Source organism: Pseudomonas sp. MT92 (assembly GCF_058792515.1).
Genome location: NZ_JBXAFA010000006.1, coordinates 220038 through 246277, shown reverse-complemented (window position 1 = coordinate 246277; position 26240 = coordinate 220038). Strand labels below are relative to the sequence as shown.

The 26240-nt window shown below is 60.5% G+C and carries 21 protein-coding genes; 5 read left to right on the top strand and 16 right to left on the bottom strand.

The window, feature by feature from the left end; genetic code table 11:
* The first annotated feature begins 98 nt into the window (after window positions 1-98).
* The gene (gene lpxC / locus AC1Q6D_RS13725) at window positions 99-1010 is read left to right on the top strand and encodes a UDP-3-O-acyl-N-acetylglucosamine deacetylase (RefSeq protein ID WP_034149517.1); all 912 of its coding nucleotides are present in this window, start codon (window positions 99-101) and stop codon (window positions 1008-1010) included.
* 93 nt (window positions 1011-1103) lie between these two features.
* Here lpxC and AC1Q6D_RS13720 read toward each other — a convergent pair whose 3' ends face one another.
* From AC1Q6D_RS13720 to AC1Q6D_RS13690, 7 genes are all read right to left on the bottom strand, one after another.
* Entirely contained in the window at window positions 1104-2600 is a 1497-nt protein-coding gene (locus AC1Q6D_RS13720) for a sensor domain-containing diguanylate cyclase (protein WP_103406170.1), read from the bottom strand.
* A gap of 471 nt (window positions 2601-3071) precedes the next feature.
* Window positions 3072-3296 (bottom strand): hypothetical protein, encoded by a 225-nt coding sequence (locus AC1Q6D_RS13715; RefSeq protein WP_047532933.1) that lies wholly within the window; start codon window positions 3294-3296, stop codon window positions 3072-3074.
* A gap of 202 nt (window positions 3297-3498) precedes the next feature.
* Window positions 3499-4863 carry a heavy metal sensor histidine kinase gene (locus AC1Q6D_RS13710; RefSeq protein WP_103406169.1) on the bottom strand — a complete coding sequence of 455 codons (1365 nt, stop codon included), beginning with the start codon at window positions 4861-4863 and terminating at the stop codon, window positions 3499-3501.
* Complete coding sequence (locus tag AC1Q6D_RS13705) at window positions 4853-5530, bottom strand: heavy metal response regulator transcription factor (RefSeq protein WP_033056445.1); 678 nt, start codon at window positions 5528-5530, stop codon at window positions 4853-4855. Before AC1Q6D_RS13705 ends, AC1Q6D_RS13710 begins: the two co-directional genes overlap by 11 nt.
* Window positions 5531-5538: 8 nt before the next feature.
* The gene (locus AC1Q6D_RS13700) at window positions 5539-8640 is read right to left on the bottom strand and encodes a multidrug efflux RND transporter permease subunit (protein ID WP_103406167.1); all 3102 of its coding nucleotides are present in this window, start codon (window positions 8638-8640) and stop codon (window positions 5539-5541) included.
* Window positions 8637-9797, bottom strand: a complete 1161-nt coding sequence (locus AC1Q6D_RS13695) for an efflux RND transporter periplasmic adaptor subunit (RefSeq protein WP_103406166.1) — start codon at window positions 9795-9797, stop codon at window positions 8637-8639. The genes AC1Q6D_RS13700 and AC1Q6D_RS13695 overlap by 4 nt, the downstream gene beginning before the upstream one ends.
* Window positions 9798-10078: 281 nt before the next feature.
* The gene (locus tag AC1Q6D_RS13690; protein WP_047532920.1) at window positions 10079-11047 is read right to left on the bottom strand and encodes a LysR family transcriptional regulator; all 969 of its coding nucleotides are present in this window, start codon (window positions 11045-11047) and stop codon (window positions 10079-10081) included.
* A gap of 271 nt (window positions 11048-11318) precedes the next feature.
* On the opposite strand from AC1Q6D_RS13690, the gene AC1Q6D_RS13685 reads away from it, so the two are divergent.
* The 4 genes from AC1Q6D_RS13685 to AC1Q6D_RS13670 all read left to right on the top strand — a co-directional run bounded on the left by AC1Q6D_RS13685 (window position 11319) and on the right by AC1Q6D_RS13670 (window position 16255).
* Window positions 11319-12818 (top strand): efflux transporter outer membrane subunit, encoded by a 1500-nt coding sequence (locus AC1Q6D_RS13685; protein ID WP_047532917.1) that lies wholly within the window; start codon window positions 11319-11321, stop codon window positions 12816-12818.
* 183 nt (window positions 12819-13001) lie between these two features.
* Entirely contained in the window at window positions 13002-15200 is a 2199-nt protein-coding gene (locus tag AC1Q6D_RS13680) for an FUSC family protein (RefSeq protein ID WP_103406165.1), read from the top strand.
* Window positions 15190-15390, top strand: coding sequence for a DUF1656 domain-containing protein (locus AC1Q6D_RS13675; RefSeq protein WP_047532914.1), 201 nt, complete (start codon window positions 15190-15192; stop codon window positions 15388-15390). The genes AC1Q6D_RS13680 and AC1Q6D_RS13675 overlap by 11 nt, the downstream gene beginning before the upstream one ends.
* 10 nt (window positions 15391-15400) lie before the next feature.
* Window positions 15401-16255 (top strand): efflux RND transporter periplasmic adaptor subunit, encoded by an 855-nt coding sequence (locus AC1Q6D_RS13670; RefSeq protein ID WP_047532912.1) that lies wholly within the window; start codon window positions 15401-15403, stop codon window positions 16253-16255.
* Window positions 16256-16373: 118 nt separating this feature from the next.
* Here the strand turns inward: AC1Q6D_RS13670 and AC1Q6D_RS13665 are convergent, their stop codons facing one another.
* From AC1Q6D_RS13665 to AC1Q6D_RS13625, 9 genes are all read right to left on the bottom strand, one after another.
* A complete protein-coding gene (locus tag AC1Q6D_RS13665) occupies window positions 16374-16772 on the bottom strand; it encodes a DUF4440 domain-containing protein (protein WP_103406164.1) in 399 nt (132 codons plus the stop codon).
* Between the two features lie 47 nt (window positions 16773-16819).
* Complete coding sequence (locus AC1Q6D_RS13660; RefSeq protein ID WP_103406163.1) at window positions 16820-17644, bottom strand: SDR family oxidoreductase; 825 nt, start codon at window positions 17642-17644, stop codon at window positions 16820-16822.
* A gap of 35 nt (window positions 17645-17679) precedes the next feature.
* Window positions 17680-18144 (bottom strand): hypothetical protein, encoded by a 465-nt coding sequence (locus tag AC1Q6D_RS13655; protein ID WP_047532900.1) that lies wholly within the window; start codon window positions 18142-18144, stop codon window positions 17680-17682.
* A 193-nt stretch (window positions 18145-18337) separates the two neighbouring features.
* Window positions 18338-19789 (bottom strand): mannose-1-phosphate guanylyltransferase/mannose-6-phosphate isomerase, encoded by a 1452-nt coding sequence (locus AC1Q6D_RS13650; RefSeq protein ID WP_103406162.1) that lies wholly within the window; start codon window positions 19787-19789, stop codon window positions 18338-18340.
* A 224-nt stretch (window positions 19790-20013) separates the two neighbouring features.
* Window positions 20014-20670, bottom strand: coding sequence for an alginate O-acetyltransferase AlgF (locus tag AC1Q6D_RS13645; protein WP_103406160.1), 657 nt, complete (start codon window positions 20668-20670; stop codon window positions 20014-20016).
* Between the two features lie 17 nt (window positions 20671-20687).
* Window positions 20688-21863, bottom strand: coding sequence for an alginate O-acetyltransferase (locus AC1Q6D_RS13640; RefSeq protein ID WP_207291547.1), 1176 nt, complete (start codon window positions 21861-21863; stop codon window positions 20688-20690).
* An 11-nt stretch (window positions 21864-21874) separates the two neighbouring features.
* Entirely contained in the window at window positions 21875-23440 is a 1566-nt protein-coding gene (locus AC1Q6D_RS13635) for an MBOAT family O-acyltransferase (protein WP_103406158.1), read from the bottom strand.
* Window positions 23441-23652: 212 nt separating this feature from the next.
* Window positions 23653-24774, bottom strand: coding sequence for a mannuronate-specific alginate lyase (locus tag AC1Q6D_RS13630; protein ID WP_103403852.1), 1122 nt, complete (start codon window positions 24772-24774; stop codon window positions 23653-23655).
* Window positions 24775-24782: 8 nt separating this feature from the next.
* Window positions 24783-26231, bottom strand: a complete 1449-nt coding sequence (locus AC1Q6D_RS13625) for an alginate O-acetyltransferase (RefSeq protein WP_103403853.1) — start codon at window positions 26229-26231, stop codon at window positions 24783-24785.
* Window positions 26232-26240 lie beyond the last annotated feature (9 nt).

Here is a 26240-nt window from a genome sequence, read left to right as displayed (position 1 = left end):
GCTATGAAGGTGATTGGTGTTCAGCAAAGGCGTGGTCTGCTATCATCGCCAGCCTTTGTTGATACCAGTTCGCAATTTGCGCTGAAGCGGCCCAAGCCATGATTAAACAACGCACACTGAAAAATATTATCCGTGCCACAGGTGTAGGTCTGCACTCCGGGGAAAAGGTCTATCTGACCCTCAAGCCTGCGCCTGTCGACACCGGCATCGTGTTTGTTCGTGCCGACCTGGACCCTGCGGTGCAGATCCCTGCCCGCGCGGAAAACGTTGGTGAAACCACGATGTCGACCACCTTGGTCAACGGTGACACCAAAGTGGATACGGTGGAGCACTTGCTCTCGGCCATGGCTGGCCTGGGCATCGATAACGCCTACGTCGAGCTCTCCGCGTCCGAAGTCCCGATCATGGATGGTAGCGCTGGACCCTTCGTATTTCTGATTCAGTCGGCTGGCCTGGAAGAACAGGACGCCGCCAAGAAGTTCATCCGTATCCTGCGGGAAGTGACAGTGGAAGACGGCGACAAGCGCGCCACTTTCGTCCCTTTCGAAGGCTTCAAGGTGAGCTTCGAGATCGATTTTGATCACCCGGTTTTCCGTGACCGCACACAAAGTGCAAGCGTGGATTTTTCCAGCACTTCGTTCGTAAAAGAAGTCAGCCGCGCCCGTACCTTTGGTTTCATGAGTGACATCGAGTACCTGCGCAAGCACAACCTCGCACTCGGCGGCAGCGTTGAAAACGCTATTGTGGTCGACGCGGATGGTGTACTGAACGAAGACGGCCTTCGCTATGAAGACGAATTCGTGAAGCACAAAATCCTCGATGCAATTGGTGACCTCTACCTGTTGGGCAATAGCCTGATTGGTGAGTTCAAGGGCTTCAAGTCCGGACATGCATTGAACAACCAGCTGCTGCGCAAGTTGATTGAGCAGACAGATGCTTGGGAAGTCGTGACTTTCGAAGACGCCAGCACTGCACCGATCTCTTACATGCGTCCTGTTGCGGCCGTGTAAGTAAAAAACCTCTCTAGTTTTTTGAAGGCCACCTTTGGGTGGCCTTTTTTTATGCCCACAGGGTTTGCATTGCCTGGAAGAGCAAAACCACCATCAGTCAGTCGCCACCACCCGGTTGCGCCCACCTTCCTTGGCCTGATACAACGCTTTGTCCGCCGCAAACAACAGCTGCTCCAGCGTCATCTCACTCGCAGTCGTCCAGGTGCTGATGCCGATGCTCACGGTCATTGCCACCTCTGCGCCCTCGACCTTGGGCATCTGCTCCACCGCCGCACGAATATGCTCGGCAATCTGCCGCGCACCGGCAACGTTGGTGTCGGCGAGGATCACCGAGAACTCTTCGCCACCATAACGCGCCACCAGATCCGCCGGGCGCCGCACGTTCGAAACGACGACCTTGGCCAGCTCGCGCAATGCCCGATCCCCGGCCTGATGCCCATACCGATCATTGAACGCCTTGAAATGATCCGCATCGATCATCATCACCGACAACGGTTCACCCGAACGTTGGGCGCGGAACCACTCGTGGCGCAGGGTTTGATCGAGCATCCGCCGATTGGCCACGCCGGTCAGGCCATCGGTGGTGGCCAGTTGCGCCAGTTCTTTCTCGGCCTGTCGGCGCAGACGCAGTTCCCGGCAGAGCAACCAGGTCAGCCAGAGCAGGCTGATGCACAGTGCAAGGGTCGCCAGGCTGACCACGATTGCAGTGCGTCTCCATGACGCAAACACCTCATTGCTGGACTGCGCGACGATGACAATCAATGGCAAGTCGCCCACCTTGGAGAATGTGTACAAGCGTTCATCATGGGTGAGGCTTGAGATGCCGGTGAAACTGCCATCGCCTTCTCTGACAATGCGCTGGAAGTTGGGGCGATTACTGAAATCCTTGCCGACCAGTTCGTCCATCAGACGTGGCTCCTGGGCCAGAAGAATCCCGTCCTTGCTGATCAGATTCACCGAACTGTTACGCCCGATGTTCAGACTGCTGAACAATTGGTCGAAGTAGCTCAGGCGCATTGCCGCTTCAGCGACGCCGAGGAATTCGCCCTGTTCGCCGCTGAGTCGGCGGCTGAAACTGATGCGCCACTCATGCCCGGCATGTCGGGAGCGGAAGGGGCGGCTGATGAACATCCCCAGGTCCGGGTTGTTGACGTGGGATTGAAAGTATTCGCGGTCGGTATAATTGCCATTGCGTGGTTGCACTGACGCGGAGTCCGCGATCACATTTGCCTGCGCATCAAGCAACAGAATGTCGCCCTTGTAGGGCACGGCAGTGGAGCGGTCGAACAAGGCCAAATGACGTATGGTTGGAGAAACCGCCTTGAGGTCGTCGCGGCGGGATGCAGCGATCAGGCCTTGCAATGTCAGATCATAGAGTTCGACGTTGCGCAGTACATCTGCATCGATCAACTGCACGATATTGGAGGCAGCACGCGTGGCGGATTCTTGTGCATTGCCGCGTTCACGGATCAGCAGGAAGGCGACAATGCTCAATATCGCCGTTACCAGCAACAAACTGCTGATCACCAGAAACCACTCAGACTGTATTGACCGGGTCGGTGGTTGAGATGGCGTACTGCTCACACTCATGGTTCTGACTTCTGCTAAGGGGCCATTTTGAAGTTTTTCGAGAGTAAGGCAGAGTCTCAGAAACCGGTGACATTCAGAGCGACTATATAAATCCCAGACAAAAAAAAGGCCAGCAAAACGTGCTGGCCTTTTGCTTGTTGACGCTTAAAAGACAATGACGAACATTGAAATTCAAACTCGAACCTTCGATGGCCGGCGCATCGTCCTGTAGGCAATAGTCGCCATCGTTGCAGTGACTGTAATGAATGACGGATTGAAACCGAATGGGAAATGCACGTGCAGCCAAGCGCCCTGGTCCAGGTTGAACGTTAGTATTTTTGCGGTGGAAGACGTCGCTTACAGAAGAAATCGAGCGTGTCGTTTAAATAACGCGACGAAAAAAAGCCGCTGATAGCAGCGGCTTTGAAGACAACTTTTCAAAGGGAAGAGCCGATGAAAAGCGTCGAGGGAAAGAGGTGTGGCGCGCAGCAATCAGCTGTCTTTCCGGGCTTCAGGCTGGGTCTTGGAACTCGCTGCTTGAGGGGCCTGGTTGGCTTTCTGGGCTTTGGCGGTCATTTCGCCCTGATGCTCTTCAAACGCTGCGGCGCGTGCGGAATTTTGTGCGACGAAGGCGTGCGACTCTTCAGCCATGGCGAACGGAGACACGAACAAAGAGGACAAAACGAAAGCGCTGGCAATACCCATACTGTTGGACATCTTTAAAACCTTCTTGCTTGGCAAGTGCTATTTAGTGCGGGCAAAGATAAGGATCTTGAGCGCCGAGAAACAGACCTGATTCAAGAAAGGACTATTGCGTATTAAGCAATAGTTCGTGTTCCTGAAGACACCAGGACTTTGTGAAGAAGGAGTTTGGCGGAACGCCGCCCGGAGCAAGCTCGCTCGCCACAGGGATAGGGCGTCAGACAGGCAGGTGAATCCCGAAGGTATTCATCCCATGGTCGCTGCGCACGAACACATCGCCGCCATGCATCAGGGCAATCGCCTTGACGATCGCCAACCCCAATCCATGGTTATTGCCGCTGTTGCTGCGCGAAGCATCGACACGGTAGAAACGCTCGAACAAACGCGGCAAGTGCTCGCTGGCGATGGGCGAGCCAGGGTTGGCCACGCCAATGCTGACCAGATGCTCTTCGGCCTCGATCATTACCTGAATGACCTGCCCGGGCTGGGTGTGTTGCACTGCGTTGCTCAGCAGATTGATCAACGCCCGCCGCAGATGCGCGATCTCGATTTGCACCTGCGCATCGCCGCTGACCTGCACCTGAACCTGGGCATCCTCAAGAATGAAATCCAGGTATTCCAGGGTCGTCGCCACTTCGTCCGCCAATGAGGTGGAGGTCAATTTGGTCGCCTTGCTGCCTTGGTCGGCGCTGGCGAGGAACAGCATGTCGTTGATGATCGAACGCAGTCGCTCCAGCTCTTCGAGATTCGATTGCAGCACCTCGAAATAATGCTCGGCCGAACGACCGCGGGTCAGCGCAACCTGGGTCTGGCCGATCAGGTTGGTCAGCGGCGAGCGCAGTTCGTGGGCGACGTCGGCATTGAATGACTCAAGGCGCGAGTAGGCCTGCTCGACCCGTTCCAGCGTGGAGTTGAACGAGTTGACGAACTGATTCAGTTCGGGCGGCAAAGACGACATTTGCAGACGCCCCGAGCGCAATGGCGGGGCCAGGCGCTGAGCTTCCTGGGACAGCTTGATCAAGGGTTTGAGGCCGATTCGCGCCACCCAGTAACCCAGCGCCGACGCCAGCAGCACCCCGATAATCGCCAGGCTGATCAGGGCAACCAGCAAGTGGTGTTGAGTCTGGAAAAACGTCTCGGTGTCGATGCCGATCATGAAGCGCAGCGGCGGGCGCTGATCCTTGGCCGGGAATTCACTGACCAGCACTTTCAGTGGATAAGGCTGATCCGGCAGTTGCAGGTCGCGCATGCCCAGCGGCCCTTGGGCGAAGGCGCGGATCTGCGGGGTGAGGTTGCCGTATTCGTAGTGCGGATCGCCACTGGTGATCCAGAAGCTGATGCGCTTGTCCTCTTCGCCGAGCAGCTTGAGCTTGTTGTTGATCTTCACCCAGTGCTCGGGCGTGCCATAGCGGCCGACGGTGGACTCAAGCACGCTGTAGCGCGCATCCAGTTCGGCTTCGGGCAACAATCCCAAGCCTTTATCCACCTGCTGATACAGCGCCCAGCCGATCAACAGGAACACCAATAGCGCCACCAGCGTGAACATGCCGCTCAGGCGCAGGGCGATCGAGTTACTGGACACCACGGCTCTCCAGCACATAACCCATGCCACGAATGGTGTGCAGCAGTTTCTCTTCGAACGGCCCGTCGAGCTTGGCCCGCAGACGTTTGATCGCGACTTCGACGACGTTGGCGTCGCTGTCGAAATTGATGTCCCAGACCATCTCGGCGATCGCCGTTTTCGAGAGGATTTCCCCTTGTCGGCGGGCCAGCACGCTGAGCAGCGAGAACTCTTTGGCGGTCAGGTCCAGGCGCGTACCGGCGCGGGTGGCCTTGCGGCTGATCAAATCTATCCACAGGTCGGCGATGCTCACTTGCACCGGTTCATGGCCACCGCTGCGCCGGGTCAGCGCTTGCAGGCGCGCCACCAGTTCCAGGAAGGAAAACGGCTTGCCGAGGTAATCATCGGCACCGTCGCGCAGGCCCTTGATCCGGTCTTCGACACGCTCACGGGCGGTGAGCATGATCACCGGCGTTTGCTTGCGCGCACGCAGGGCGCGCAGGACGCCGAAGCCGTCGAGGCCCGGCAGCATCACGTCGAGGACGATCACCGCATAGTCGCTTTCCAGCGCCAGGTGCAGGCCTTCCACGCCATCGCGTGCCAGGTCCACGGTGTATCCCTGTTCCGTCAGGCCGCGGTGCAGATAATCCGCGGTTTTTTCTTCGTCTTCGATAATCAGAACGCGCATGACCCGCCTCAGTCTGTGGTTGCCAGCGCCGGTACGGGCGAAGGTTTGGGTCTATGAAATAACCGCTCAAGCCACAAGTATATGACCGGCGTGGTGAACAGCGTCAGCGCCTGGCTCACCAGCAAACCGCCAACGACCGCAATCCCCAGGGGTTGGCGCAGTTCGGCGCCGGTGCCGTAGCCGAGCATCAGTGGCAAGGCGCCGAGCAGGGCTGCAAGGGTGGTCATGATGATCGGCCGGAACCTCGTGATGCAGGCCTGGAAGATCGCTTCTTCCGGTGGCAAGCCACCTTTGCGCTGCGCTTCGAGGGCGAAGTCGATCATCAGGATGCCGTTCTTCTTCACGATACCGATCAGCAGCACTAGGCCGATCAGCGCCATGATCGAAAAGTCCTGACCGCAAATCCACAGCATGATCACCGCACCCAGGCCCGCCGAGGGCAGGGTCGAGATGATCGTCAGTGGATGCACGAAGCTTTCATAGAGCACACCGAGAATGATGTACACCGCCACCAGCGCCGCCAGGATCAACCATGGCTGGCTGGCCAGGGAACTCTGGAATGCCTGGGCCGCGCCCTGGAAATTACCGCTGATGGCCACGGGCATGCCGATGTCGACCTTGGCCTGGTTGAGCATGATCACCGCATCGCCCAACGCCACACCGGGCGCCAGGTTGAACGACAGGTTGGCCGCCGGGAACATCCCGTCATGGGCGATGGACAGCGGCCCAACGGTCGGCGCATCGAATTTCGCCAATGCTGACAACGGCACCATCTCGCCGCTCAGGGGGGAGCGCAGGTAGAAATAGTTGAGGCTTTCCGCCTTGCCACGTTGCTTGGTGTCCAGTTCCAGGATCACGTTGTACTGGTTGATCTGGGTCTGGAATTCGTTGATCTGGCGCTGGCCGAAGGCGTCGTACAGTGCCTCGTCGACATCGCTGGCGGTCAGGCCGAAACGTGCCGCCGCGCTGCGGTCGATCGTGATATGGGTGATGCTGCCGCCCAGTTGCAGGTCGTTGGACACATCGCGGAATGCCGGGTTGCCACGCAGCTTTTCCGTCAGGCGCTGGGTCCAGGTGCTCAGGACCGCGCCGTCGTTGCTCTTGAGTACGTATTGGTACTGGGCGCGGCTCGGGCCGGAACTGAGGTTGATGTCCTGTCCGGCGCGCAGGTACAGCACGATGCCCGGTACTTTCATCAGTTGCGGGCGAATCCGGTCGATGAACTGACTGGCCGAAACATCGCGATCACTGCGTTTTTTCAGGGAAATCCAGAAGCGTCCGTTGGCGATGGTCTGGTTACTGCCCGACACCCCGACCGAGTGGGAAAAGGCCGCGACCGCCGGGTCTGCCGCGACGATTTCAGCCATCGCCAGGTGTTTTTTCACCATGTCGCTGTAGGAAATATCCGCAGCCGCCTCGGTGGTGCCGAGGACGAAACCGGTGTCCTGCACCGGGAAGAAACCTTTGGGGATGAAAATGTATCCGGCAATCGCCAGCCCGAGGGACAGGCCGAACACCCCGATCATCAATTTCTGATGCGCCAGGGCGCGGCGCAGGCCTTTTTCATAGAGGGCCAGCAAACGATCACCGAAGGTCGGTGTGCTGTGGGCATGATGCGCGGGGGCGCGCATGAACAGCGCGGCCAGGGTCGGGGCCAATGTCAGTGACACCACCACCGAAATCATGATGGTCGAAGTGGCGGTCAACGCGAACTCCTTGAACAGTCGCCCGACCACGCCGCCCATGAACAACAGGGGAATGAACGCCGCCACCAGCGAGAAACTGATCGACACCACGGTGAAACCGATCTCGCCGGCGCCTTTGATCGCCGCTTCGCGCATGCCGTCGCCGGCTTCGAGGTGTCGGTGAATGTTCTCCACCACCACGATCGCATCGTCGACCACAAATCCCACGGCCACTACGATGGCCACCAGCGTCAGGTTGTTCAGGCTGAAGCCCATGATGTACATGAGGGCGAAACTGGCCGTCAGTGAAACCCCGAGCACCGCCGACACAATCATCGTCGCCGACCATTGGCGCAGGAACAGCGCCATCACGGCGACCACCAGCAGGATGGCGATCAGCAGGGTGACTTCCACTTCATGCAACGAGGCGCGAATGGTCTGGGTGCGGTCGACCAACACTTTGACCTGCACCGAGGCCGGCAGCATGGCTTCGAGGGCGGGCAATGCGGCCTGGATGCGATCCACGGTCTCGACGATGTTGGCGCCCGGTTGCCGGGAAATCACCAGGTTCACGCCGGGTTTGTCCCCGGCCCAGGCCTGCACGTAAGCATCTTCCGAACCGTTGACGACGTTGGCGACATCCTTCAGATGAACCGGGGCACCGTCCTTGTAGGAAACGATGAGCTGGCTGTATTCCTCGGGGTGAAACAACTGGTCGTTGGTAGACAGCGTCGAAATGCTCGACTCGCCATACAGGGCGCCTTTGGCCAGGTTGAGGCTGGTTTGCTGGATGGCCAGACGAATGTCTGCCAGCGTCAGACCGATGGCGGCGAGCTTGTCGGCCGATGCCTGGACGCGAATCGCCGGACGTTGCTGACCGGTGATGTTGATTTGGCCTACGCCGTCGATCTGGCTGATCTGACGCGAAAGCAGGGTTTCCACCAGGTCGCTGAGTTCAGTGCCGGGCATCTGGGTCGAATTGACGCTGAGGATCAGCACCGGGCTGTCGGCCGGGTTGACCTTGCGCCAGGTCGGCAGGGTCGGCATGTCCTTGGGCAGTTTGCCGGCGGCGGTGTTGATCGCGGCCTGAACCTCTTGAGCGGCGGTATCGATGCTTTTATCGAGGGTGAATTGCAGGGTCAGGTTGGTGGAGCCCAGGGCACTGCTTGAGGTCATCTGGGTCACGCCGGGGATGGCGCTGAATTGCACTTCAAGTGGTGTGGCCACCGACGACGCCATGGTTTCCGGGCTGGCGCCCGGCAATTGCGCCGCCACCTGGATGGTCGGGAACTCTGCTTCCGGCAGTGGCGCGATGGGCAGTCGAGGGAAGGCGATCACGCCGAGCAGGACCAGGGCAAAGGTCAGCAGGATTGTCGCGACCGGATGATCAATGCACCAGGCCGAAACCGAACCGTGGCCCTTCATGGTTTCGATTCCGATTGGACCACTTGCGGCGGGTCGGTCAGGACCTGCACGGTCGACCCGGGCTTGAGCCGCGACTGACCGTCGCTGACCAGCAGATCGCCCGGCTTGACGCCTTTGATGATGTCCTGGCCACTGCCTTGGGACACCATCTGCACGCTAACGGTTTCGACTTTGTCGCCGTTCACCCGGTAAACGAAATGCTGGTCAAGGCCACGCTGTACGACGGTGGGTGGAACCACCAGGGCATCTTTATCCAGTGCTGTCTGAATCTTGACCGTCACCAGCAGGCCAGGCCAGAGCTTCTGCGCGGGGTTGCTGAATTCAGCCTTGGCGCGAATGGTCCCAGTGTTGGCATTGATCTGGTTGTCGATCAGGGTCAGATGGCCTTCACCCAGCAGGTTGCCGGTTTCACCCTCGGTATCGGCACCGATGTAGGCCTTCACCTGGGCGCGCTCCGGATCGCCGATCAAGCCTTGCAGGGTCGGCAGCATTTGCTGCGGCAGGGAGAATTCCACGGCAATCGGATCGATCTGGGTCACGGTAAACAGCCCTTGAGCGTCGGTCATGCGCAGGAAGTTGCCTTCGTCCACCGTGCGAATCCCGACGCGGCCGGTGACCGGGGAGCGAATCTGCGTGTAGGACAGTTGCACTTGCGCCGCATCGATCGAGGCCTGGTTGCCCTGGGCGGTGGCCTTGAGCTGGTTGACCAGCGCCTGTTGCTGGTCGTAGGTCTGTTTGGAGACGCCGTCGTCGACACTCAGCAGTTTGTAGCGCTTGAGGTTGACCTGCGCCACTTGCAGTTGCGCCTGGCTCTCACCCAGTTGCGCCCTGGCCTGATCGAGGCTGGCGCGGATCGAGCGGTCGTCGATGGTGGCCAGCAGGTCGCCCTTGTTCACCAGTTGGCCTTCCTTGACCAGCAGTTGGGTGAGAATACCGTCGATTTGCGGGCGCACCACCACGCTGTGCAGGGACAGGACCGAGCCGATACCGGTGACGTAGCGGGGGACGTCTTTTTGGATGACGCTGACGACGCGTACGGGGATGGCGGTGGGGGCGGCGAGTCTGGTTTTGGCGGGTTGGCTGGCATACCACAGGCCCAGCCCTGCCAGGACGATCAGGAGGGCGACGAGCAGGGCAGGTTTTTGCTGGATTCGCATGCGAGTGGGGCGCCAGGGCTGGTGGTCGGTAGGTCGTTACGTTCCTTTATAAACCTGTTTGACGGTCAGGAAGGTGACTGCTAACTGACGGCGCTGTCAGTTTGGTTTGACCTTGGCGGCCCTGCTCGCGATGAAAGTCCGGGCAACGCGGGCCTTCAGACAGCCCGCGTCATCGTTGACGTCCATCGCGAGCCGGCTCGCTCCTACCCATGGTCTTGGTCGAACGCGGAATAGGGTTACGCAGCCATTTCCCGTGGGGGCATTGTGTGTCTCTGGCAGGCTCAGTTCGCCATTCGCGCCCCGGCCATGCTCCCGCTCATTTCATAAGCCGCCAGTTCCACTTGATGTGCCGCCAACAATTCCGGCAGCGATCCGCGCAAATACTCGACCCAGGTCTTGATCTTTGCATCCAGGTATTGCCGCGAAGGGTAGATGGCGTACAGGTTCAGTTCCTGGGAGCGGTATTTGGGCATCACGCGTACCAGAGTGCCGTTGCGCAGGCCGTCGATCGCTGCGTACAGCGGCAGCACGCCGACGCCCATGCCGCTGGTGATCGCGCTTTTCATGGCGTCGGCGGAGTTCACCAGAAACGGCGAGCTGTTGATGGTGACCATTTCCTGGCCGTCCGGGCCGTCGAAGGCCCATTTTTCCAGGGGGATCACCGGGCTCACCAGGCGCAGGCAGGCGTGGTTGAGCAGGTCACTGGGTTTTTGCGCGCAACCGTTGGCTTTGACGTAGGCCGGGGAGGCGCAAACGATACTGAAGGTGATGCCCAGGCGTTGGGAGACGAAACCCGAGTCCGGCAGTTCGCTGGCCAGGACGATGGACACGTCGTAGCCCTCGTCGAGCAGGTCCGGTACGCGGTTGGCCATGGTCAGGTCGAAGGTCACGTCCGGGTGGGTCTTGCGGTAGCGGGCAATGGCGTCGATCACGAAGTGCTGACCGATGCCGGTCATGGTGTGCACCTTCAGTTGCCCGGCCGGGCGCGCGTGGGCGTCGCTGGCCTCTGCTTCGGCTTCTTCGACGTAGGCCAGGATCTGCTCGCAGCGCAGCAGGTAACGCTTGCCGGCTTCGGTGAGGGCGATGCGGCGGGTCGTGCGGTTGAGAAGACGGGTTTGCAGGTGGGCTTCCAGGTTGGAGACCGCGCGCGAGACGTTAGCCGTGGTGGTGTCCAGTTGTACGGCGGCGGCGGTGAAGCTTCCCGCTTCGGCCACGTAACTGAAGGCGCGCATGTTTTGCAATGTGTCCATGGGGGGCTCTCGGGTTCGATGGCAAATTGTGACATGAAGTTTCAGGATTTGAGACCCCGACCAAGGGATTATCGCGTTAACGGTAACAAAGATTCACAGGAATTCCGGCTTATCGCGACCAAGGCTCATCCATAGAATTGTATGGACTGTAGGAGCCGGCTTGCTGGCGCATGCGTCGCTGCTGTCATCCCGATGTTCCAGGGTGTCTGCATCGCCAGCAGCCGGCTCCTGTCAGATCTCGTTACCTCCTCTATTTCAGGAAATCGCAGCAGTGCCGCGTCGCATTAGCAGAGCGCTTCAACCGCTCAGTGTTTTGGCTTTAACCCTGGCAATCAGCGGCTGCATCGGAACCGGAGGTATTGCCCCGCAGGGCAAGGCGCTGGAGGCCGATTCACTGGTCACCGACGAAGCCATCCAAAGCGCCGCTCAGGATGCGCATTGGCCCACCGCACAGTGGTGGCAGGCGTATGGCGACCCGCAACTGAATCGCTGGATCGACCTCGCCGTGCAAGGCAGTCCGACCATGGCCATGGCCGCCGCGAGGGTGCGTCAGGCCAAATCCATGGCTGGCCTCGCCGAGTCTGCCGAATCGCTGCAGATCAATGGCGAATCGACCCTCAAGCGCCACAATTGGCCGACCGATCAGTTCTATGGCCCCGGTAACCTGGCCAACACCACCACTTGGGACAACAACGCCGCATTGGGTTTCAGCTACGCCCTCGACCTCTGGGGCCGTGAAAGCAATGCCACCGAGCGCGCCGTGGACATGGCGCACATGACCGTCGCCGAAGCGCGCCAGGCCCAGCTCGAACTGCAGAACAACATCGTGCGCGTCTATATCGAACTCTCGCTGCATTACGCGCAGCGCGACATTGTCGAAGCCACATTGAAGCAGCAAGAGCAGATCCTCGAGCTGGCGCAAAAGCGCTTGAACGGCGGAATCGGCACCCATTTCGAAGTCAGCCAGGCCGAAACGCCACTGCCGGAAACCCATCGTCAGATCGATGCGCTGGACGAAGAAATCGCCCTGAGCCGCAATCAATTGGCCGCGCTCGCCGGTAAAGGTCCTGGCGAGGGCGCGCAGTTGCAGCGACCGACGCTGTCGTTGGGCGCGGCGCTGAAGTTGCCATCATCGTTGCCGGCGCAGTTGCTCGGTCAACGTCCGGACGTGGTCGCCAGTCGCTGGCAAGTGGCGGCGCAGGCGCGCGGTATCGATGTTGCCCATGCCGGTTTCTATCCCAACGTCGATCTGGTCGGCAGCCTCGGCTACATGGCCACTGGCGGTGGCGCGCTGGAGTTTTTGACCGGCAAGAAACTCAACTACAGCGTCGGCCCGGCGATTTCCTTGCCGATCTTTGACGGCGGGCGATTGCGCGCGGAGCTGGGTGAAGCCTCGGCCGGTTACGATATCGCCGTGGCGAAGTACAACCAGACCCTGGTCAACGCGCTGAAGAACATCTCCGATCAGTTGATCCGCCGGGAGTCCATGGACAAGCAGCAAATGTTTGCCGCCGAGTCGGTGGCGACGGCGCAGAAGACTTACGACATCGCAATGGTCGCTTATCAACGCGGGCTCACCGATTACCTCAACGTGCTCAATGCCCAGACCTTGTTGTTCAAACAGCAGCAAGTGCAGCAACAGGTTCAGGCGGCGCGACTGAGTGCTCATGCCGAGTTGGTGACGGCGTTGGGCGGTGGGCTGGGGGCCGGTAACGATGTGCCCAAGGACAGTCAGACCGCCGCGCCGAAAACGCCGAGGCTGCTGAGATGACCCGGATGCATCAGGCAAGGCCATCTTTGTGGCGAGGGAGCTTGCTCGCGCTTGAGTGCGCAGCGCTCACAACATCAGCAATGACTGCCAGCGTTTTGGGGCTGCTTTGCAGCCCGGCGCAAGCAAGCTCGCTCGCCACAGGGCTTCAATTGTTTCCAGACTTTCCTAAGTGAGCAGGACTCCATGACTCCCTTGCCCGCACCTCTGCGCTGGCTGTATTCCCTGGAATGGCGCCGGGGGTTCTTCGACTGGGCACGCAGCGATGGCGTGACCTGGGTCTACATTTTCAAGGTGTTGATCGCCGCATTCCTGACCCTGTGGCTGGCCATGCGCCTGGAGTTGCCGCAGCCGCGCACCGCGATGATCACGGTGTTCATCGTCATGCAGCCGCAGAGCGGTCATGTGTTCGCCAAGAGTTTTTATCGGTTCCTTGGCACCCTGGCCGGGTCGTCGGTGATGGTCGCGTTGATCGCCCTGTTTGCGCAGAACACCGAACTGTTCCTCGGTTCGTTGGCGATCTGGGTCGGTATCTGCACGGCCGGCGCGGCCCGTTATCGTAATTTTCGCGCCTACGGTTTCGTATTGGCCGGTTACACCGCGGCGATGGTCGGTTTGCCCGCGCTGGCCCATCCGGACGGCGCCTTCATGGCGGCGGTCTGGCGGGTGCTGGAAATCTCCCTGGGGATCCTCTGTTCGACCCTGGTCAGTGCCGCGATCCTGCCGCAATCGTCCGGTGCCGCCATGCGCAACGCCCTTTACCAGCGTTTCGGCGTGTTCGCCTTGTTCGTCACCGACGGTTTGCGTGGGCGCAGTCAGCGCGAAGCGTTCGAGGCCGGCAACGTGCGTTTCATCGCCGAGGCCGTGGGCCTGGAGGGGCTGCGTAGCGTCACCATGTTCGAAGACCCGCACATGCGCCGCCGCAACGGCCGGCTCAGTCGCCTGAACAGCGAGTTCATGGGCATCACCACCCGCTTCAACGCTTTGCACCAGTTGCTGGAACGCCTGCGCAGCAGCGCAGCGGACCAAGTGGTGGCCGCGATCAAGCCGGGGTTGATTGATCTGGCCGAATTGCTCGACGGCTTCAGCGGCCGCGCCCTGACCAACGCCGATGCGGCGCGTCTGGTGAAGGCTCTGAGTGCTTATAAGGAAGGGCTTCCGGCGCGGGTACGCAGCCTTCGGGCGCTTTTCCAGGAGAGTCAGCCAAGCGACGCCGAGCAACTGGATTTCCACACGGCGTACGAACTGCTCTATCGCTTCGTCGATGACCTGCACAGTTATGCACAGACCCACGCGTCGCTGGCCGATCATAGCCACGAACGGGAGCGCTGGGACGAGCCGTTCACGCCGCAGACCAGTTGGCTGGTATCGGCCGCCTCAGGGATTCGCGCTGCTTTCATTCTGGTGGTGCTGGGCAGCTATTGGGTGGCCACGGCGTGGCCGAGCGGGGCGACCATGACCTTGATCGCCGCCGCCACCGTCGGCCTTTCCGCCGCCACACCGAACCCCAAGCGCATGTCATTCCAAATGGCTTGCGGCACTTTCCTCGGGGCGTTGATCGGCTTTGTCGAGATGTTTTTCATTTTTCCGCGGATCGACGGGTTTCCGTTGCTCTGTGTGATGCTCGCCCCGGTGATCGTGCTGGGGTCGTTCCTCACCTCGCGGCCGCAGTACGTCGGGGTAGGGCTGGGATTGCTGATCTTCTTCAGTACCGGTTCGGTGCCGGACAATCTCACGGTCTACAACCCGTACACCTTCATCAACGACTACATCGCCATGGTGCTGGGCATGCTGGTGTGCGCGGCGGCGGGGGCGATCATTCTGCCGCCCAACAGCCGTTGGTTGTGGCGTCGACTGGAGCAGGATCTGCGGGGCCAGGTGGTGTATGCCATCAGCGGCAAACTCAAGGGCCTGGCCTCGCGTTTCGAAAGCCGCACCCGCGACCTGGTGCACCAGGCCTATGGCTTCGCGGCGGGGCAGCCGCAGGTCCAGCGAAACCTGTTGCGCTGGATGTTCGTGGTGCTGGAAGTGGGGCACGCGATCATCGAACTGCGCAAGGAACAAGCCGTCCTGCCGGTGCATCCCGCCTATGCCGAATCCCAGCCGTGGCGCCAGTCGATCCGTGTGATGGGGCGTTCGCTGGTGCGGCTGTTCCTGCAACCCGGCCAGAGCAATCTGGAGCGTGCGTTGATCGCGGTCGACCATGCGATCAGTCGCGTGCAAGCCACCGACGAACCCTTCGCTCCGCACTTCGACACCTCGGCGTTGCGTCGGGTCAAGAGCTACTTGCACTTCATCCGCACCTCGCTGCTGGACCCGCAATCACCGCTCGCCGGCTACAACCATGCCACCGCCAAGCCCCAAGGACTTGAACATGCCTCGTGAAATCGCCTTCCATGGCGTGTACATGCCGACCATGACCCTGATGTTTTTGATCGCGGCGGCGCTGGCCTGGGCGCTGGACCGCTTCTTGTCCGGGTTCGACCTGTACCGTTTTTTCTGGCACCCGGCGTTGCTGCGCCTGAGTCTGTTTACCTGTCTGTTCGGCGCCCTGGCGCTGACTGTCTACCGTTGAGAACACCTTGATGAAAAAGCTATTCAGCCTGCTTGCAACCCTGCTGGTACTGGCTCTGGCGATATGGATCGGCCGGACCCTCTGGGTGCACTACATGGAGACGCCATGGACCCGCGACGGCCGGGTGCGCGCCGACATCATCAACGTCGCCGCCGACGTCACCGGCGAGGTGGTGGACGTGCCGGTGCGTGACAACCAGTTGGTGAAGAAGGGTGACCTGCTGATGCTGATCGACCCCGAGCACTACCGCCTCGCGGTCAAGCAGGCGCAGTCGCTGGTGGCTTCGCGCAAGGCCACGTGGGAGATGCGCAAGGTCAACGCCCATCGCCGGGCCGATATGGACAACCTGGTGATCTCCAGGGAAAACCGCGACGACGCCAGCAACCTCGCCGACTCGGCCCTGGCCGATTACCAGCAGGCCCAGGCGCAACTGGAAGCCGCCGAACTGAACCTCAAACGCACCGAAGTCCGCGCCGCCGTGGACGGTTATGTGACCAACCTCAACGTGCATCGCGGCGACTACGCGCGCATCGGCGAGGCGAAAATGGCCGTGGTCGACATGAACTCGTTCTGGGTCTATGGCTTCTTCGAAGAAACCAAGCTGCCCCATGTGCGCGTGGGCGATAAGGCCGACATGCAACTGATGAGCGGCGAAGTGCTCAAGGGCCATGTGGAAAGCATCTCGCGCGGTATCTACGACCGCGACAACCCGGAAAGCCGTGAGTTGATCGCCGACGTGAACCCGACCTTCAACTGGGTGCGCCTGGCGCAACGGGTGCCGGTGCGGATTCACATCGACGAAGTGCCGGAAGGCGTGCTGCTGGCGGCGGGGATTACCTGTACGGTGGTGGTGAAGCCATTGTAGGAGCGAGCTTGCTCGCGATGGAATCAAGGGCGCCGCGTTTATCCAGAAAGAACGCGTTATCGTTGACCTTCATCGCGAGCAAGCTCGCTCCTACAGTTGATTGTCGTCGAGTCCGGGATCAGCCCTGGCTAAACGTCTCGTGTAGATGTCGCCACAGCACCTTGCCGTCCGCCTGTTTCTCGAACACCACGGTCGAGCGGCGATCCGAATGCAGCCCCGTCGCATCGGTCTGCTGCTCGCGGTAACTGACGGTGGCGCCACCGTCATGCAGCGCAATGCCGCGAAATTCGCTCAACTCGATACGAAAACCCAGCTTCTTGCCGCCGGCCAGCATGAACAGCTCGTTCAGCGCGGCAAAGTCCAGCACTCGTCCCAATGGCGAAACCATGGAGAATTGCGGCGAAAAACGGGTCAGCAACTGTTCAAGTTCGCGCCCATCGCGTTCTTCGGCCAACCATTGTTCGATGGCGACGTGGGCCTTGATCACTTCGTCGAAGTATTCGGTGTAGTCGGTCATGGTGTTTCCTCAAAGTCTGCTTGGCCGCGAAGAACGATAACCCGGTCTTAAAGCTGCCCGCGCAATCCGAATCGCTTCATCAAGCCTGATTCCAGCAGGCCCTTGGGTAACAGTCCGGCCATCAACGGCAACGCCCGGCTGCCATTGCCCAGGCGTAACAGTCGTGGCGGCTTGCCTTGCTGCACAGCCTTGATTACTCCGGCGGCAAATTCGCTGGCGGGTGTCGGATTGTCCTGGGAGGCCCTGGCCCGGGCGCGGATACCTTCGCGCAATGGAAACCACGGCGATTGCTCACTGATCAGTTGTTCGGCTTCATGGCCCGCGTTCTTGGCGAAACTCGACGCGATGGCGCCCGGCTGAACCTCCATGACCCGCACGCCAAACGGCGCCAGTTCCATGCGCAAGGCATCGCTCAAGGCATGTACCGCCGCTTTCGAAGCACAGTAGGCGCCGGCGAATGGCGTCACCAACACGCCGGAGACGCTGCCGATGTTCACCACCAGGCCCTTGGCCCGGCGTAACACCGGGAACAGTGCGCGGGTCACGCCGACAATGGCGAACACATTGGTTTCGAACTGACGCTGCATCGCCGGCACACCGCCATCGAGCAGCGGCCCCATGGCGCCATAACCGGCGTTGTTGATCAGCACGTCGAGGCCACCGTGTTGCTGGTTGATGCGCTCGCTCAACTGTTCGAGCGCCTGGCCATCGTTGACGTCCAGTTGCACGGCGGTGAAACCGGCGGCGGTCAGGGCTGCCACGTCTTCAGGCTTACGGGCGCTGGCCCAGACTGTGTAGCCGGCAGCCTTGAACACATCGGCCAGGGCGCGGCCGATGCCGCTGGAACATCCGGTAATCAACGCAACGGGCATGGCGCGGTCCTTGTGCAAAAAAGTGGGGGGAAGGCTCAGTCGGAGAAACTACCCTGCAAGCGCTCGGCGCGAAATTCCAGGGTTTCCGGGCGGTAGCCGGGGCGCAACGGCGGCAGCGGCAGACAGTCTTCCCAGTTGCCACCGGCCTGCAATTCGCCGGGGCCACGGTAGCGTGGGGCGGTGTACTGGTTGTCCGCGAGATTGACCGTGTCGCCCGGCGCATAGGCGGCGACACGCCAGCGCAGTTCGGTCAGCGGCACGTCGTTGCCATTGTTCAGGGTCAATTGCAGCGGCCGGTCGGCGGGGCAGTGTTGCGGTGCGTAGCTGATGCGCAATTCAAGACGCTCCAGTTGCTTGAGCTCGCGGTGGTCCATCCAGATCACCCACGTGGCGACAATACCCAGGCCCACGGCGGCGGCCATGGAAACGGGCAGCGCTTTGGCCGGATAGCGCAGTAGCAGGATCAGCCAGGTGATGACGAGCAGGACACCGATGAACATGACGCGCAAACCTCGGAAGCAGAGAGGAGCATCCTACCTAAGCGTAGGTGAGGTTGGCGATGGGCAGGATTCCGACGAAGCGGCCAGCCGAGGCTCCACACTATTCAGTGCCAAAAAAAAAGAAGCCCCAGCCCAACCCGCTGCGGATGGGGAACGCAGCGGGCTGGACGGGGGCTTTGAGTTTTTCCGAGGGTTACTGCGCGATGGTCTTCACCGACACGCCACGCTCGATCGGGGTGGAGCGACCGTAGATATCTTCAAACCGCTCGATATCGTCTTCGCCCAGATAACTGCCCGATTGCACCTCGATGATCTCCAGTGGAATCTTGCCCGGGTTGCGCAAACGGTGAACCGAGGCAATCGGAATGTAGGTCGACTGGTTCTCGGTGAGCAGGAACACGTTCTCGTCGCAGGTCACTTCAGCGGTGCCGCTGACCACGATCCAGTGCTCGGCGCGGTGGTGGTGCATTTGCAGCGACAGGCACGCGCCCGGCTTGACCGAGATGTGCTTGACCTGGAACCGGCCGCCCATGTCCACCGAGTCATAGGAGCCCCACGGACGATAGACCTCGCAGTGGTTCTGGGTTTCGCTGCGACCCTGTTCGTTGAGGGTGTTGACCATCTGCTTCACGCCTTGGACCTTGTCCTTGTGGGCGATCATCATGGCGTCCTTGGTTTCGACGACCACGATGTTTTCCAGGCCGATCACCGACACCAGTTTGCCGTTGCCGTGGATCATGCAGTTGCGGCTGTCCTGGATGACCACATCGCCTTTGGTGACGTTGCCGTTGGCGTCTTTTTCGTTCACTTCCCACAACGACGACCAGCAGCCGACATCGCTCCAGCCTGCGGTCAACGGTACGACGCAGGCGCGCTGGGTTTTTTCCATCACCGAGTAGTCGATGGAGTTGTCCGGGCAGCAGGCGAAGGTAGCGGCGTCGATGTCGACAGTGTCGGCATCCTGCTGGCTGCGTTCCAGGGTCAGCAGGCAGGTGTCGTAGATGTCCGGGTCGTGCTTTTTCAGCTCTTCGAGGAAACGGCTGGCGCGGAACAGGAACATGCCGCTGTTCCAGAAATAACCGCCGGACTGGACAAACTCGGTGGCGCGTTTCACGTCGGGTTTTTCGACGAAGTGCGAGACGCGGCTGACACCTTCGGGCAGCAGCGAGTCGTTGGTCGACTTGATGTAGCCGTAACCGGTTTCCGGTTTGGTGGCCGGCACGCCGAACAGCACCATTTCGCCGTTTTCGGCGGCGACCGTGGCCAGCGCCAGGGCGCGTTGCAGGGCTTTCTGGTCTTCCAGCACGTGGTCGGCGGGCAGCACCAGCATCAACTCGTCGCGGCCTTCATTGACCAGCATCATCGCGGTCAGGGCCACGGCCGGCGCGGTGTTGCGACCGAACGGTTCCATCAGGATGCGCTGGGTTTCCAGTTTGCGCGCGGTCAGTTGCTCGTTAACGATGAAACGGTGGTCCTTGTTGCAGACCACGATCGGCGTGTCCATGCCTTCGAACACCAGGCGCTCCAGGGTTTGCTGGAACAGCGTGTGCTCGCCGGTCAGGGCCAGGAACTGTTTCGGGAATTGCTTACGGGAAAGCGGCCAAAGACGTGAGCCGCTACCACCTGACAAGATCACCGGAATCATGTTGTTACTCCTTGAAAATCGTTTGGTTAGAGCTACGAACGCTGTGTCGTTTCTCTCTTGTTCTTGTTCCGTGTCCCAGCTGACACCTGGGTCCCTTGTAGGAGCGAGCCTTGCTCGCGATGGACGTCAACGAAAACGCGTGCTGTCTGGATGAACGCGGTGTCCTTGAGTTCATCGCGAGCAGGCTCGCTCCTACGGGGTTCCTGGTCAGCCGGAAAAATTCATTAGCGCGTCGATACCGGGCGTTTCACCCAGACTGGCGACAGGCTGCTGCCGTTGCCGGTGACGTACAGCACCGCGGCCTCACCGCGTTCCAGGGCGACCGGTTTTAAGTCGCCGACTTTCTTGTCACCATCGTATAGCGCCAGGCTGACTTTCACCGGGTTGATTTCACGTTCGCCACGACCTTTGGGCGCAACGTTGGGCACCACATCGGTCTTGCCGTCGGCGGTCTTCAGGGTCAGTGCCTTGTCGCTGAGGTTCTGTACTCGAACCAGGGATTTCTGTTTGTTCTTGAACGGCGGCTCTTCGATCAATTGCGGTGCGCCACTGGCGTTGTTGACCAGGGTGTAATAGTGATCGCCGGCCAGTTTCACCGGCAGTGTCTGGCTACCGACCTTGGCGCTGTAGTCACCGCCCGGCATGAAGCTGAAGTCACTGCTGGACAGCGGTGCGACATCGCTCAGGCTGGTGCTGCCGACGGTGGCGCTGACTTCAGCGTTGCTGGCGTTGTAGATCCGTACGAAGGTCGAGCCTTTCGGTGCGGTCGGGCCGTAGAGTGCGGCGTCGCCACCGGCGAAGGCGTGCATCGACAGAACGCTCATGCCAGCGACAAGAGCAAAAGTCTTAGCGAGACGGCGAGGAGTAGTCGTGAAAGTCATGGAAGTACCTCTCTCTTTCAGTTTTGCGCCCGGTCGGGCGTCTCGGATTTAGTGTTGATTGCTACGTTTTGTTGGCGCGCGCCGGCTTGTTTAAGCTCTGCGACCCACTGCGGGTCGGCGTCACCGATTTCGTTATTCACAGGCAGATATCGTTCGGGAAATTCCCAGATCAGCACTTGTGGCGGGCTGTTCTTGAAAGCGTCGCTTTTGAGGTAGCTGAGCATCGGCAGGATCGGGCCGTGGCCGTCCTCGGCGTAATTGACCACGTCGCTGCGCAACGCTTGTTTCAGCGCGCCCACGAAGTTCCAGTTGGGGTTGGCGCTGTAGCTGGTGCCGATCAGTGCCACCGGCACTTCGGTGTTGGCGAACAGGGCATCGTCACTGGCCGGCGGGTCGCCGGCCGCCACGGTGTTGCGTTTCTGCAAAGGCTCTTGCGCCGGCATCAGGTTTTCGAACAGCGGGTCCAGCGGCAGGAACAGACGCAGGTCGCCCTTGTGCGTGACTTTCTCCGCAGGCTCGGTGACGAAGTTCTGCGGTTCGCCGCTCAGCGGGAACTTGTCGGCAATGGTCCTGGCCAGCTTGTTCGCCGCGACTTCGGCGCCTTCCGGGGTCCAGTGGGTGTCGGTGCGCAGGAACACTTGCTTGCCGTCACGTTTGGCCGCCAGCAGTGGGCCCAACAAGTCAGGTGCCGGAATCCGGTCGGCCGCCAGGCGCTGGTGGAAGTCCTTGTAGAGGTTGGCGTGGATGCTTGCCGGTTTCACCTCGCCGAGGTGTTCCGGGTACAGCCGTGCCTTGGCCGGCACCACTGCCATTACCAGTTGCACACCTTTGGCTTTCAGGGTCTGGCGCACGCCTTCGACCAGCGCGTAGTTGCCTTGCAGGTTCAGCTCTTCGTTGACGATCGGGTGGAATTCTTCATCGCTGTACAGCCACTGGTCGCGACCGAGCACCACGCCCGGACGACCTTCGTTGAACAGCTTGAAGTCCAGCGCCGCCCAGAGGTTGGTGCCCAGGCGCTTGATCGGAAACTCGTCGTCGTAGTGCGTCTCTACCGCCTTGGTCCAGCGACCGTTCAGCACGGTGGCGTCGGCGTTGGTGCTGAAACCGAAGAAGCTGCGCGTAGACCACAGGCCCAGGGCCAACAGGGTCACCAGGAACAGGGCGATGTAGAAGATGCGTAATGAGCGGGTCATGGTCAGATCCCTCAGAACTGGAAGTAAAGGAACGGCGAGAAGCTTTGTGCCGAAAGTTTGAGAATCGAGGCGATGAACAGCAGCAGCACCAGCGCACGCATCACGTAGCGCGACCAGTCGGCGGTCCAGTAGGCCGGCTGCACCTGGGCTTCAACCCCGACGGTGTAGCCGGGCTGATGGATGCTCGCCGGGTTATCCCCAGGCGCGGCATTGATCAGTCCCGGTTCGGCGGCGGCCGGGCCGTCGCTGTCGACGTTCACCGCAGGCTTGGTCTTGACCGGTGGCTGGTTGGTGTAGAAGTCGCGCAGGCCGAAGAACGCCAGGGTCACATACGCCACGATCAGCGTTGCCACTTGCAGGCCGGTGAGGCTGGCCTGGTTGAGTTCCGACAGCGACCAGTCGCCGAAGCTGAACATCGCGCCGTACATACGACCGGCCACGTGCAGGTTTTCCGCACGGAAGATCACCCAGCCCATCACCACCAGCAGGAAAGTCAGTGCCCAGCGGATCGGGTTGAAACGGCGTGGCGAAGTGTTCAGGCCAATGGCTTTTTCAATCGCCAGCCACATGCCGTGCCACGCGCCCCAGACGATGTAGGTGATGTTCGCGCCGTGCCACAGACCACCGAGCAGCATGGTCAGGAACAGGTTGCGATAGGTCATCAAAGTGCCTTTGCGGTTGCCGCCCAGGGTGATGTACAGGTAGTCGCGCAGCCAGGTCGACAGGCTGATGTGCCAGCGTCGCCAGAACTCGGTGATCGACTGGCTGACGTAAGGCTGCTTGAAGTTTTCCATGAAGCGGAAACCCATCATCAAGCCCAGGCCGATGGCCATGTCGCTGTAGCCGGAGAAGTCGAAATACAGTTGCGCGGTGTAGGCCAGCGCGCCGAGCCAGGCATCACCGGTGGTCGGGTTTTGCAGGGCGAAGCAATGGTCGGCCACCACCGCGAGGGTGTCGGCAATGAACACCTTCTTGATGAAACCCTGCATGAACCGCGTGCAGCCCTCGGAGAACTTGTCGAGGGTGTGGGTGCGGTTATTGAACTGGTCGGCCAGGTCACGGAAGCGCAGCACGGGGCCGGCGATCAGGTGCGGGAAGATCGCCACGAAGGCCGCGAAGTCGATCAGGTTGCGGGTCGCCGGGGTGTCGCCACGGTAGACGTCGATGATGTAGCTGATGGACTCGAAGATGTAGAACGAGATCCCGATCGGCAACAGCACGTGGGTCAGGATGAACGGCTCCAGGCCCACCGACGTCATCATCGCGTTGATGCTGTCGACGCCGAAATTGGCGTATTTGAAGTAGCCGAGGATGCACAGGTCAACGGCCACGCCGAGCAGCAGCCAGCGCTGCGCCGGTTGGGTCCGCACACCGGCGGCGCCGACTTTGAGGCCGATCCAGTAGTTCCACAGCGTGACTGCGGCGAACAGTGCCAGGAAGTCCACCCGCCACCAGGCGTAGAACACGTAGCTGGCGATCAGCAGCAGCAAGTTGCGATAGCGTTGCCCGCTCAGGTAGTACAAGCCGAGAAAGATCGGCAAGAACAAAAACAGGAACACGTTGGACGAAAAAACCATCCCGATCTCTCCTTGTTTAACCACAGTCAAGGGCCGCAGCCCCCCCAAACCCCCCCACCAAAAACCGGGGGGCGTAACACACAAAAACTCAAACTCGACACCGACCCTGTGGGAGCGGGCTTGCCCGCGATTGCAATCTGACATTCAACATTGATGTCGACTGACCCACCGCTATCGCGGGCAAGCCCGCTCCCACAGGGTTATATGTTTGCCTAAGAACCTTTGCCCTTCTCGTTGGCCGGGTCATAGACCCTGGTCAGGTCGCCGCCGAGGCGGAAGGTCTTGAACGGCTGCATCCCGTGTTTTTTTTCCAGCACGTCCGGCGCACAGGTGTAGAGGGTGCAGAACGGTTCGAGCCAGGCGAATTTCATGTCCTCTTTCAAGTCGGTCATGTCCTGTTCCTTGCCGTTCTTTTTCTCGAACGCGTCCGGGTCTTTCACGCCGGCGAGGACGCGATCAGCCAGGCGTTTGAGCGCGCCGTTGTTTTCCTGGCGCAAGTCCACACCGTTGACCTGGGCGAAACTGGCGATCATCGCCAGCGGTGGCAGGGCGTAGTTGTGGTAAGCCAGCGCCCGTTGCTGGCGCTTGAGTTCGTTAGGCAGGTAGCCGTCGGCGTCGACCTGGTTGGCGCCGATCTTGTATTCCTTGACCGCCCAATCGAACAGGTCGCGGCGGTTGGTGGCGATGGAGGTGGCCATCACTGACCAGGCGGCCCAGTACGAGTGGTTGTTGGTTTGGTCCAGCGGCAGGTTGTCCCAATCGCTGACCACCTGATCGGCCATCTTGCTGAACCAGGCTTCGATCAGCTGCGATTCCTGCTGATGGTTGGCCAGCGGATGGGAGTCGGAAAACTTCAGGCGAATGTACGCGGACGCCATGCTGCCCAGCGCCCATTTGCGCATCGACTTGCCGGTATGGTTGAAGTCCTTGGACATCAACGCATCGGCCTTGGCCCAGGCCGTCAGCCAGTTGAGTGTGCATTCCAGCTGTTCCGGACGACCGTCACGCATGAACTGCATCACCCGTTTGCTGGTGCCGCGCTCCAGTTTGGTGATGTCGGCGGTGCTGTCGCGGAACGCTTTTTCCGATTGCACGTTCAACGTGGCGCGGGCCTTGTCCGAACCTTCGTACTTGCTGCGAAATTGCAGCGAACCGGTGTACGGCGTCGGCATCGCTTCGCAGCCTTCGCCCTTGTCGCCGGTCTTGAGTTTTTCGATCGGTGCAAAATAACCCTGTGGCGGGCGCAATGGCGCGGCAGCCTGGGTCGCGCCGGCGAACATCGCCAGGCTCAAAAGCGTGGGTGCCAACAGGCTTTTCAGTTTTGGATTTCGCATGGCAGACCTCATTGCCCGGCCTGAGCGGTACGTTGCTCAGCGCTCGGGAATACGTTGCGTTTGCAGATTTTCGCTTCGACTTTCTGTGGCGCGGTGCCTGCTTCAGGACCCTGGACTTCGACGGCCAGCAGATTCTGCGAGGCCCAGTCTTCGTCCGTGCGCAACTCGAAGGCGAAACGCCCGTCGGTCTCGGAGGTTTCCGGTTTGTCGATCTTGATGTCCTCGTGGCGCCCGTTCATGTACCAGAGGGTGGCTTGCAGGGTTTTCACCGAGGTGTCGGCGAAGCGGATGTCGACCTGGTGACTGCTGTTTTGCAGGTTCAGGTTTTTGCTGTTGACCATCAATTCGTTCTTGCCCGGCTTCAGGGTGGTGCTGCCGGACATCTGTGCTTCTTTGCCTTCGCAACCGTTGTCCAGCAGCGCCATCATCTGGCGGTAGATGGTTTCCTGGTCGAGGCGATACAGCGGCGAGAATTCCCAGATGAGAATTTTCGGCGGTTTCTTCTGGAATTCTTCGCTGCCCAGGTACTGCAGCATTGAACCTTCCAGGCCGCCGCCGGGGAACGCCACGTTGAGAATGTCCGCGCCGATGGCCTCTTCGAGGAAACCGGCGAAGTTGTAGTTCTTGCCGCTGTGGCTGGTGCCGACCAGGGTGATCTGCGGGTTGCCGGAATCGCCGAACAGATCGCCATCGCCTGCTTCGCCCTTCGGCTCGGTGGTGAATTGATCCATGTACTGGATGGCGTAGCTGGTGCCACAGAGTTGACCGGCCATGTTGTGCAATGTTCCGGTCTTGCCCATGCGACCCGACTTGTGGGTCTCGAATTCACGCTTGGGAATGTCCGCGTACTCGGGCAATTGCTTGATTTTCTCGGCGACGATTTTTGCCGTGCGCTGGGCACCGTACGGCGTCCAGTGCTGGTCGCCACGGAAGTAGAAGTCGTGGGCGGGCAGGGTGTCGGGCAACGACTCGTTGGTCAGCGGCGACAGGTCCGGGACCACGTAGCCCATGGCGGCGAAGCGGCCGAGCATGGTCTTGTAGTTTTTCAGTGCCTTGTCGAAATCGAAGCTGGCTTTTTCCGCCGGGTTCAACTTGTTGCGGTTCACCAGGCCACGGGTCGGCTGGTAGACGACCACCAGTTCCACGCCTTTGCTCTTGAACGCATCGTGCAGTTGCTTCATGCGTTTGTAGCCGGCAGGCGTGGTGTCGAATTCGGTGCGCAGGTCTTCCTGGGTACGGAACAACCAGTCGCCCTGGGCCTGGACCAGCGTGGTGAAGTTCTGCTGATAGCGCGTGGTGTAGTTCTTCGGGTCGTGGGCCGCCGGGCACAGGCTGCAGCACGGTTCGGCGGTGAAGACGGGCGCCTTGACTTCGTCGGCACGGGCACCGCTGGCGGCCGCCATCATCCCGAGTGTCAGGCCCGACAGGCTGAGTAATTTGATCAAGTGTGGGTGCATAAAATTATC

Coding starts and splice junctions, on each gene's coding strand:
- AC1Q6D_RS13650 (WP_103406162.1), bottom strand. CDS start 19,789: ATGATTCCGGTGATCTTGTCAGGTGGTAGCGGCTCACGTCTTTGGCCG.
- AC1Q6D_RS13635 (WP_103406158.1), bottom strand. CDS start 23,440: ATGGTTTTTTCGTCCAACGTGTTCCTGTTTTTGTTCTTGCCGATCTTT.
- AC1Q6D_RS13660 (WP_103406163.1), bottom strand. CDS start 17,644: ATGCCCGTTGCGTTGATTACCGGATGTTCCAGCGGCATCGGCCGCGCC.
- AC1Q6D_RS13625 (WP_103403853.1), bottom strand. CDS start 26,231: ATGCACCCACACTTGATCAAATTACTCAGCCTGTCGGGCCTGACACTC.
- AC1Q6D_RS13680 (WP_103406165.1), top strand. CDS start 13,002: ATGACTCCCTTGCCCGCACCTCTGCGCTGGCTGTATTCCCTGGAATGG.
- AC1Q6D_RS13695 (WP_103406166.1), bottom strand. CDS start 9,797: ATGCGAATCCAGCAAAAACCTGCCCTGCTCGTCGCCCTCCTGATCGTC.
- AC1Q6D_RS13675 (WP_047532914.1), top strand. CDS start 15,190: ATGCCTCGTGAAATCGCCTTCCATGGCGTGTACATGCCGACCATGACC.
- AC1Q6D_RS13690 (WP_047532920.1), bottom strand. CDS start 11,047: ATGGACACATTGCAAAACATGCGCGCCTTCAGTTACGTGGCCGAAGCG.
- AC1Q6D_RS13645 (WP_103406160.1), bottom strand. CDS start 20,670: ATGACTTTCACGACTACTCCTCGCCGTCTCGCTAAGACTTTTGCTCTT.
- AC1Q6D_RS13670 (WP_047532912.1), top strand. CDS start 15,401: ATGAAAAAGCTATTCAGCCTGCTTGCAACCCTGCTGGTACTGGCTCTG.
- AC1Q6D_RS13655 (WP_047532900.1), bottom strand. CDS start 18,144: ATGTTCATCGGTGTCCTGCTCGTCATCACCTGGCTGATCCTGCTACTG.
- AC1Q6D_RS13640 (WP_207291547.1), bottom strand. CDS start 21,863: ATGACCCGCTCATTACGCATCTTCTACATCGCCCTGTTCCTGGTGACC.
- AC1Q6D_RS13715 (WP_047532933.1), bottom strand. CDS start 3,296: ATGTCCAACAGTATGGGTATTGCCAGCGCTTTCGTTTTGTCCTCTTTG.
- AC1Q6D_RS13700 (WP_103406167.1), bottom strand. CDS start 8,640: ATGAAGGGCCACGGTTCGGTTTCGGCCTGGTGCATTGATCATCCGGTC.
- AC1Q6D_RS13665 (WP_103406164.1), bottom strand. CDS start 16,772: ATGACCGACTACACCGAATACTTCGACGAAGTGATCAAGGCCCACGTC.
- AC1Q6D_RS13720 (WP_103406170.1), bottom strand. CDS start 2,600: ATGAGTGTGAGCAGTACGCCATCTCAACCACCGACCCGGTCAATACAG.
- AC1Q6D_RS13630 (WP_103403852.1), bottom strand. CDS start 24,774: ATGCGAAATCCAAAACTGAAAAGCCTGTTGGCACCCACGCTTTTGAGC.
- AC1Q6D_RS13705 (WP_033056445.1), bottom strand. CDS start 5,530: ATGCGCGTTCTGATTATCGAAGACGAAGAAAAAACCGCGGATTATCTG.
- lpxC (WP_034149517.1), top strand. CDS start 99: ATGATTAAACAACGCACACTGAAAAATATTATCCGTGCCACAGGTGTA.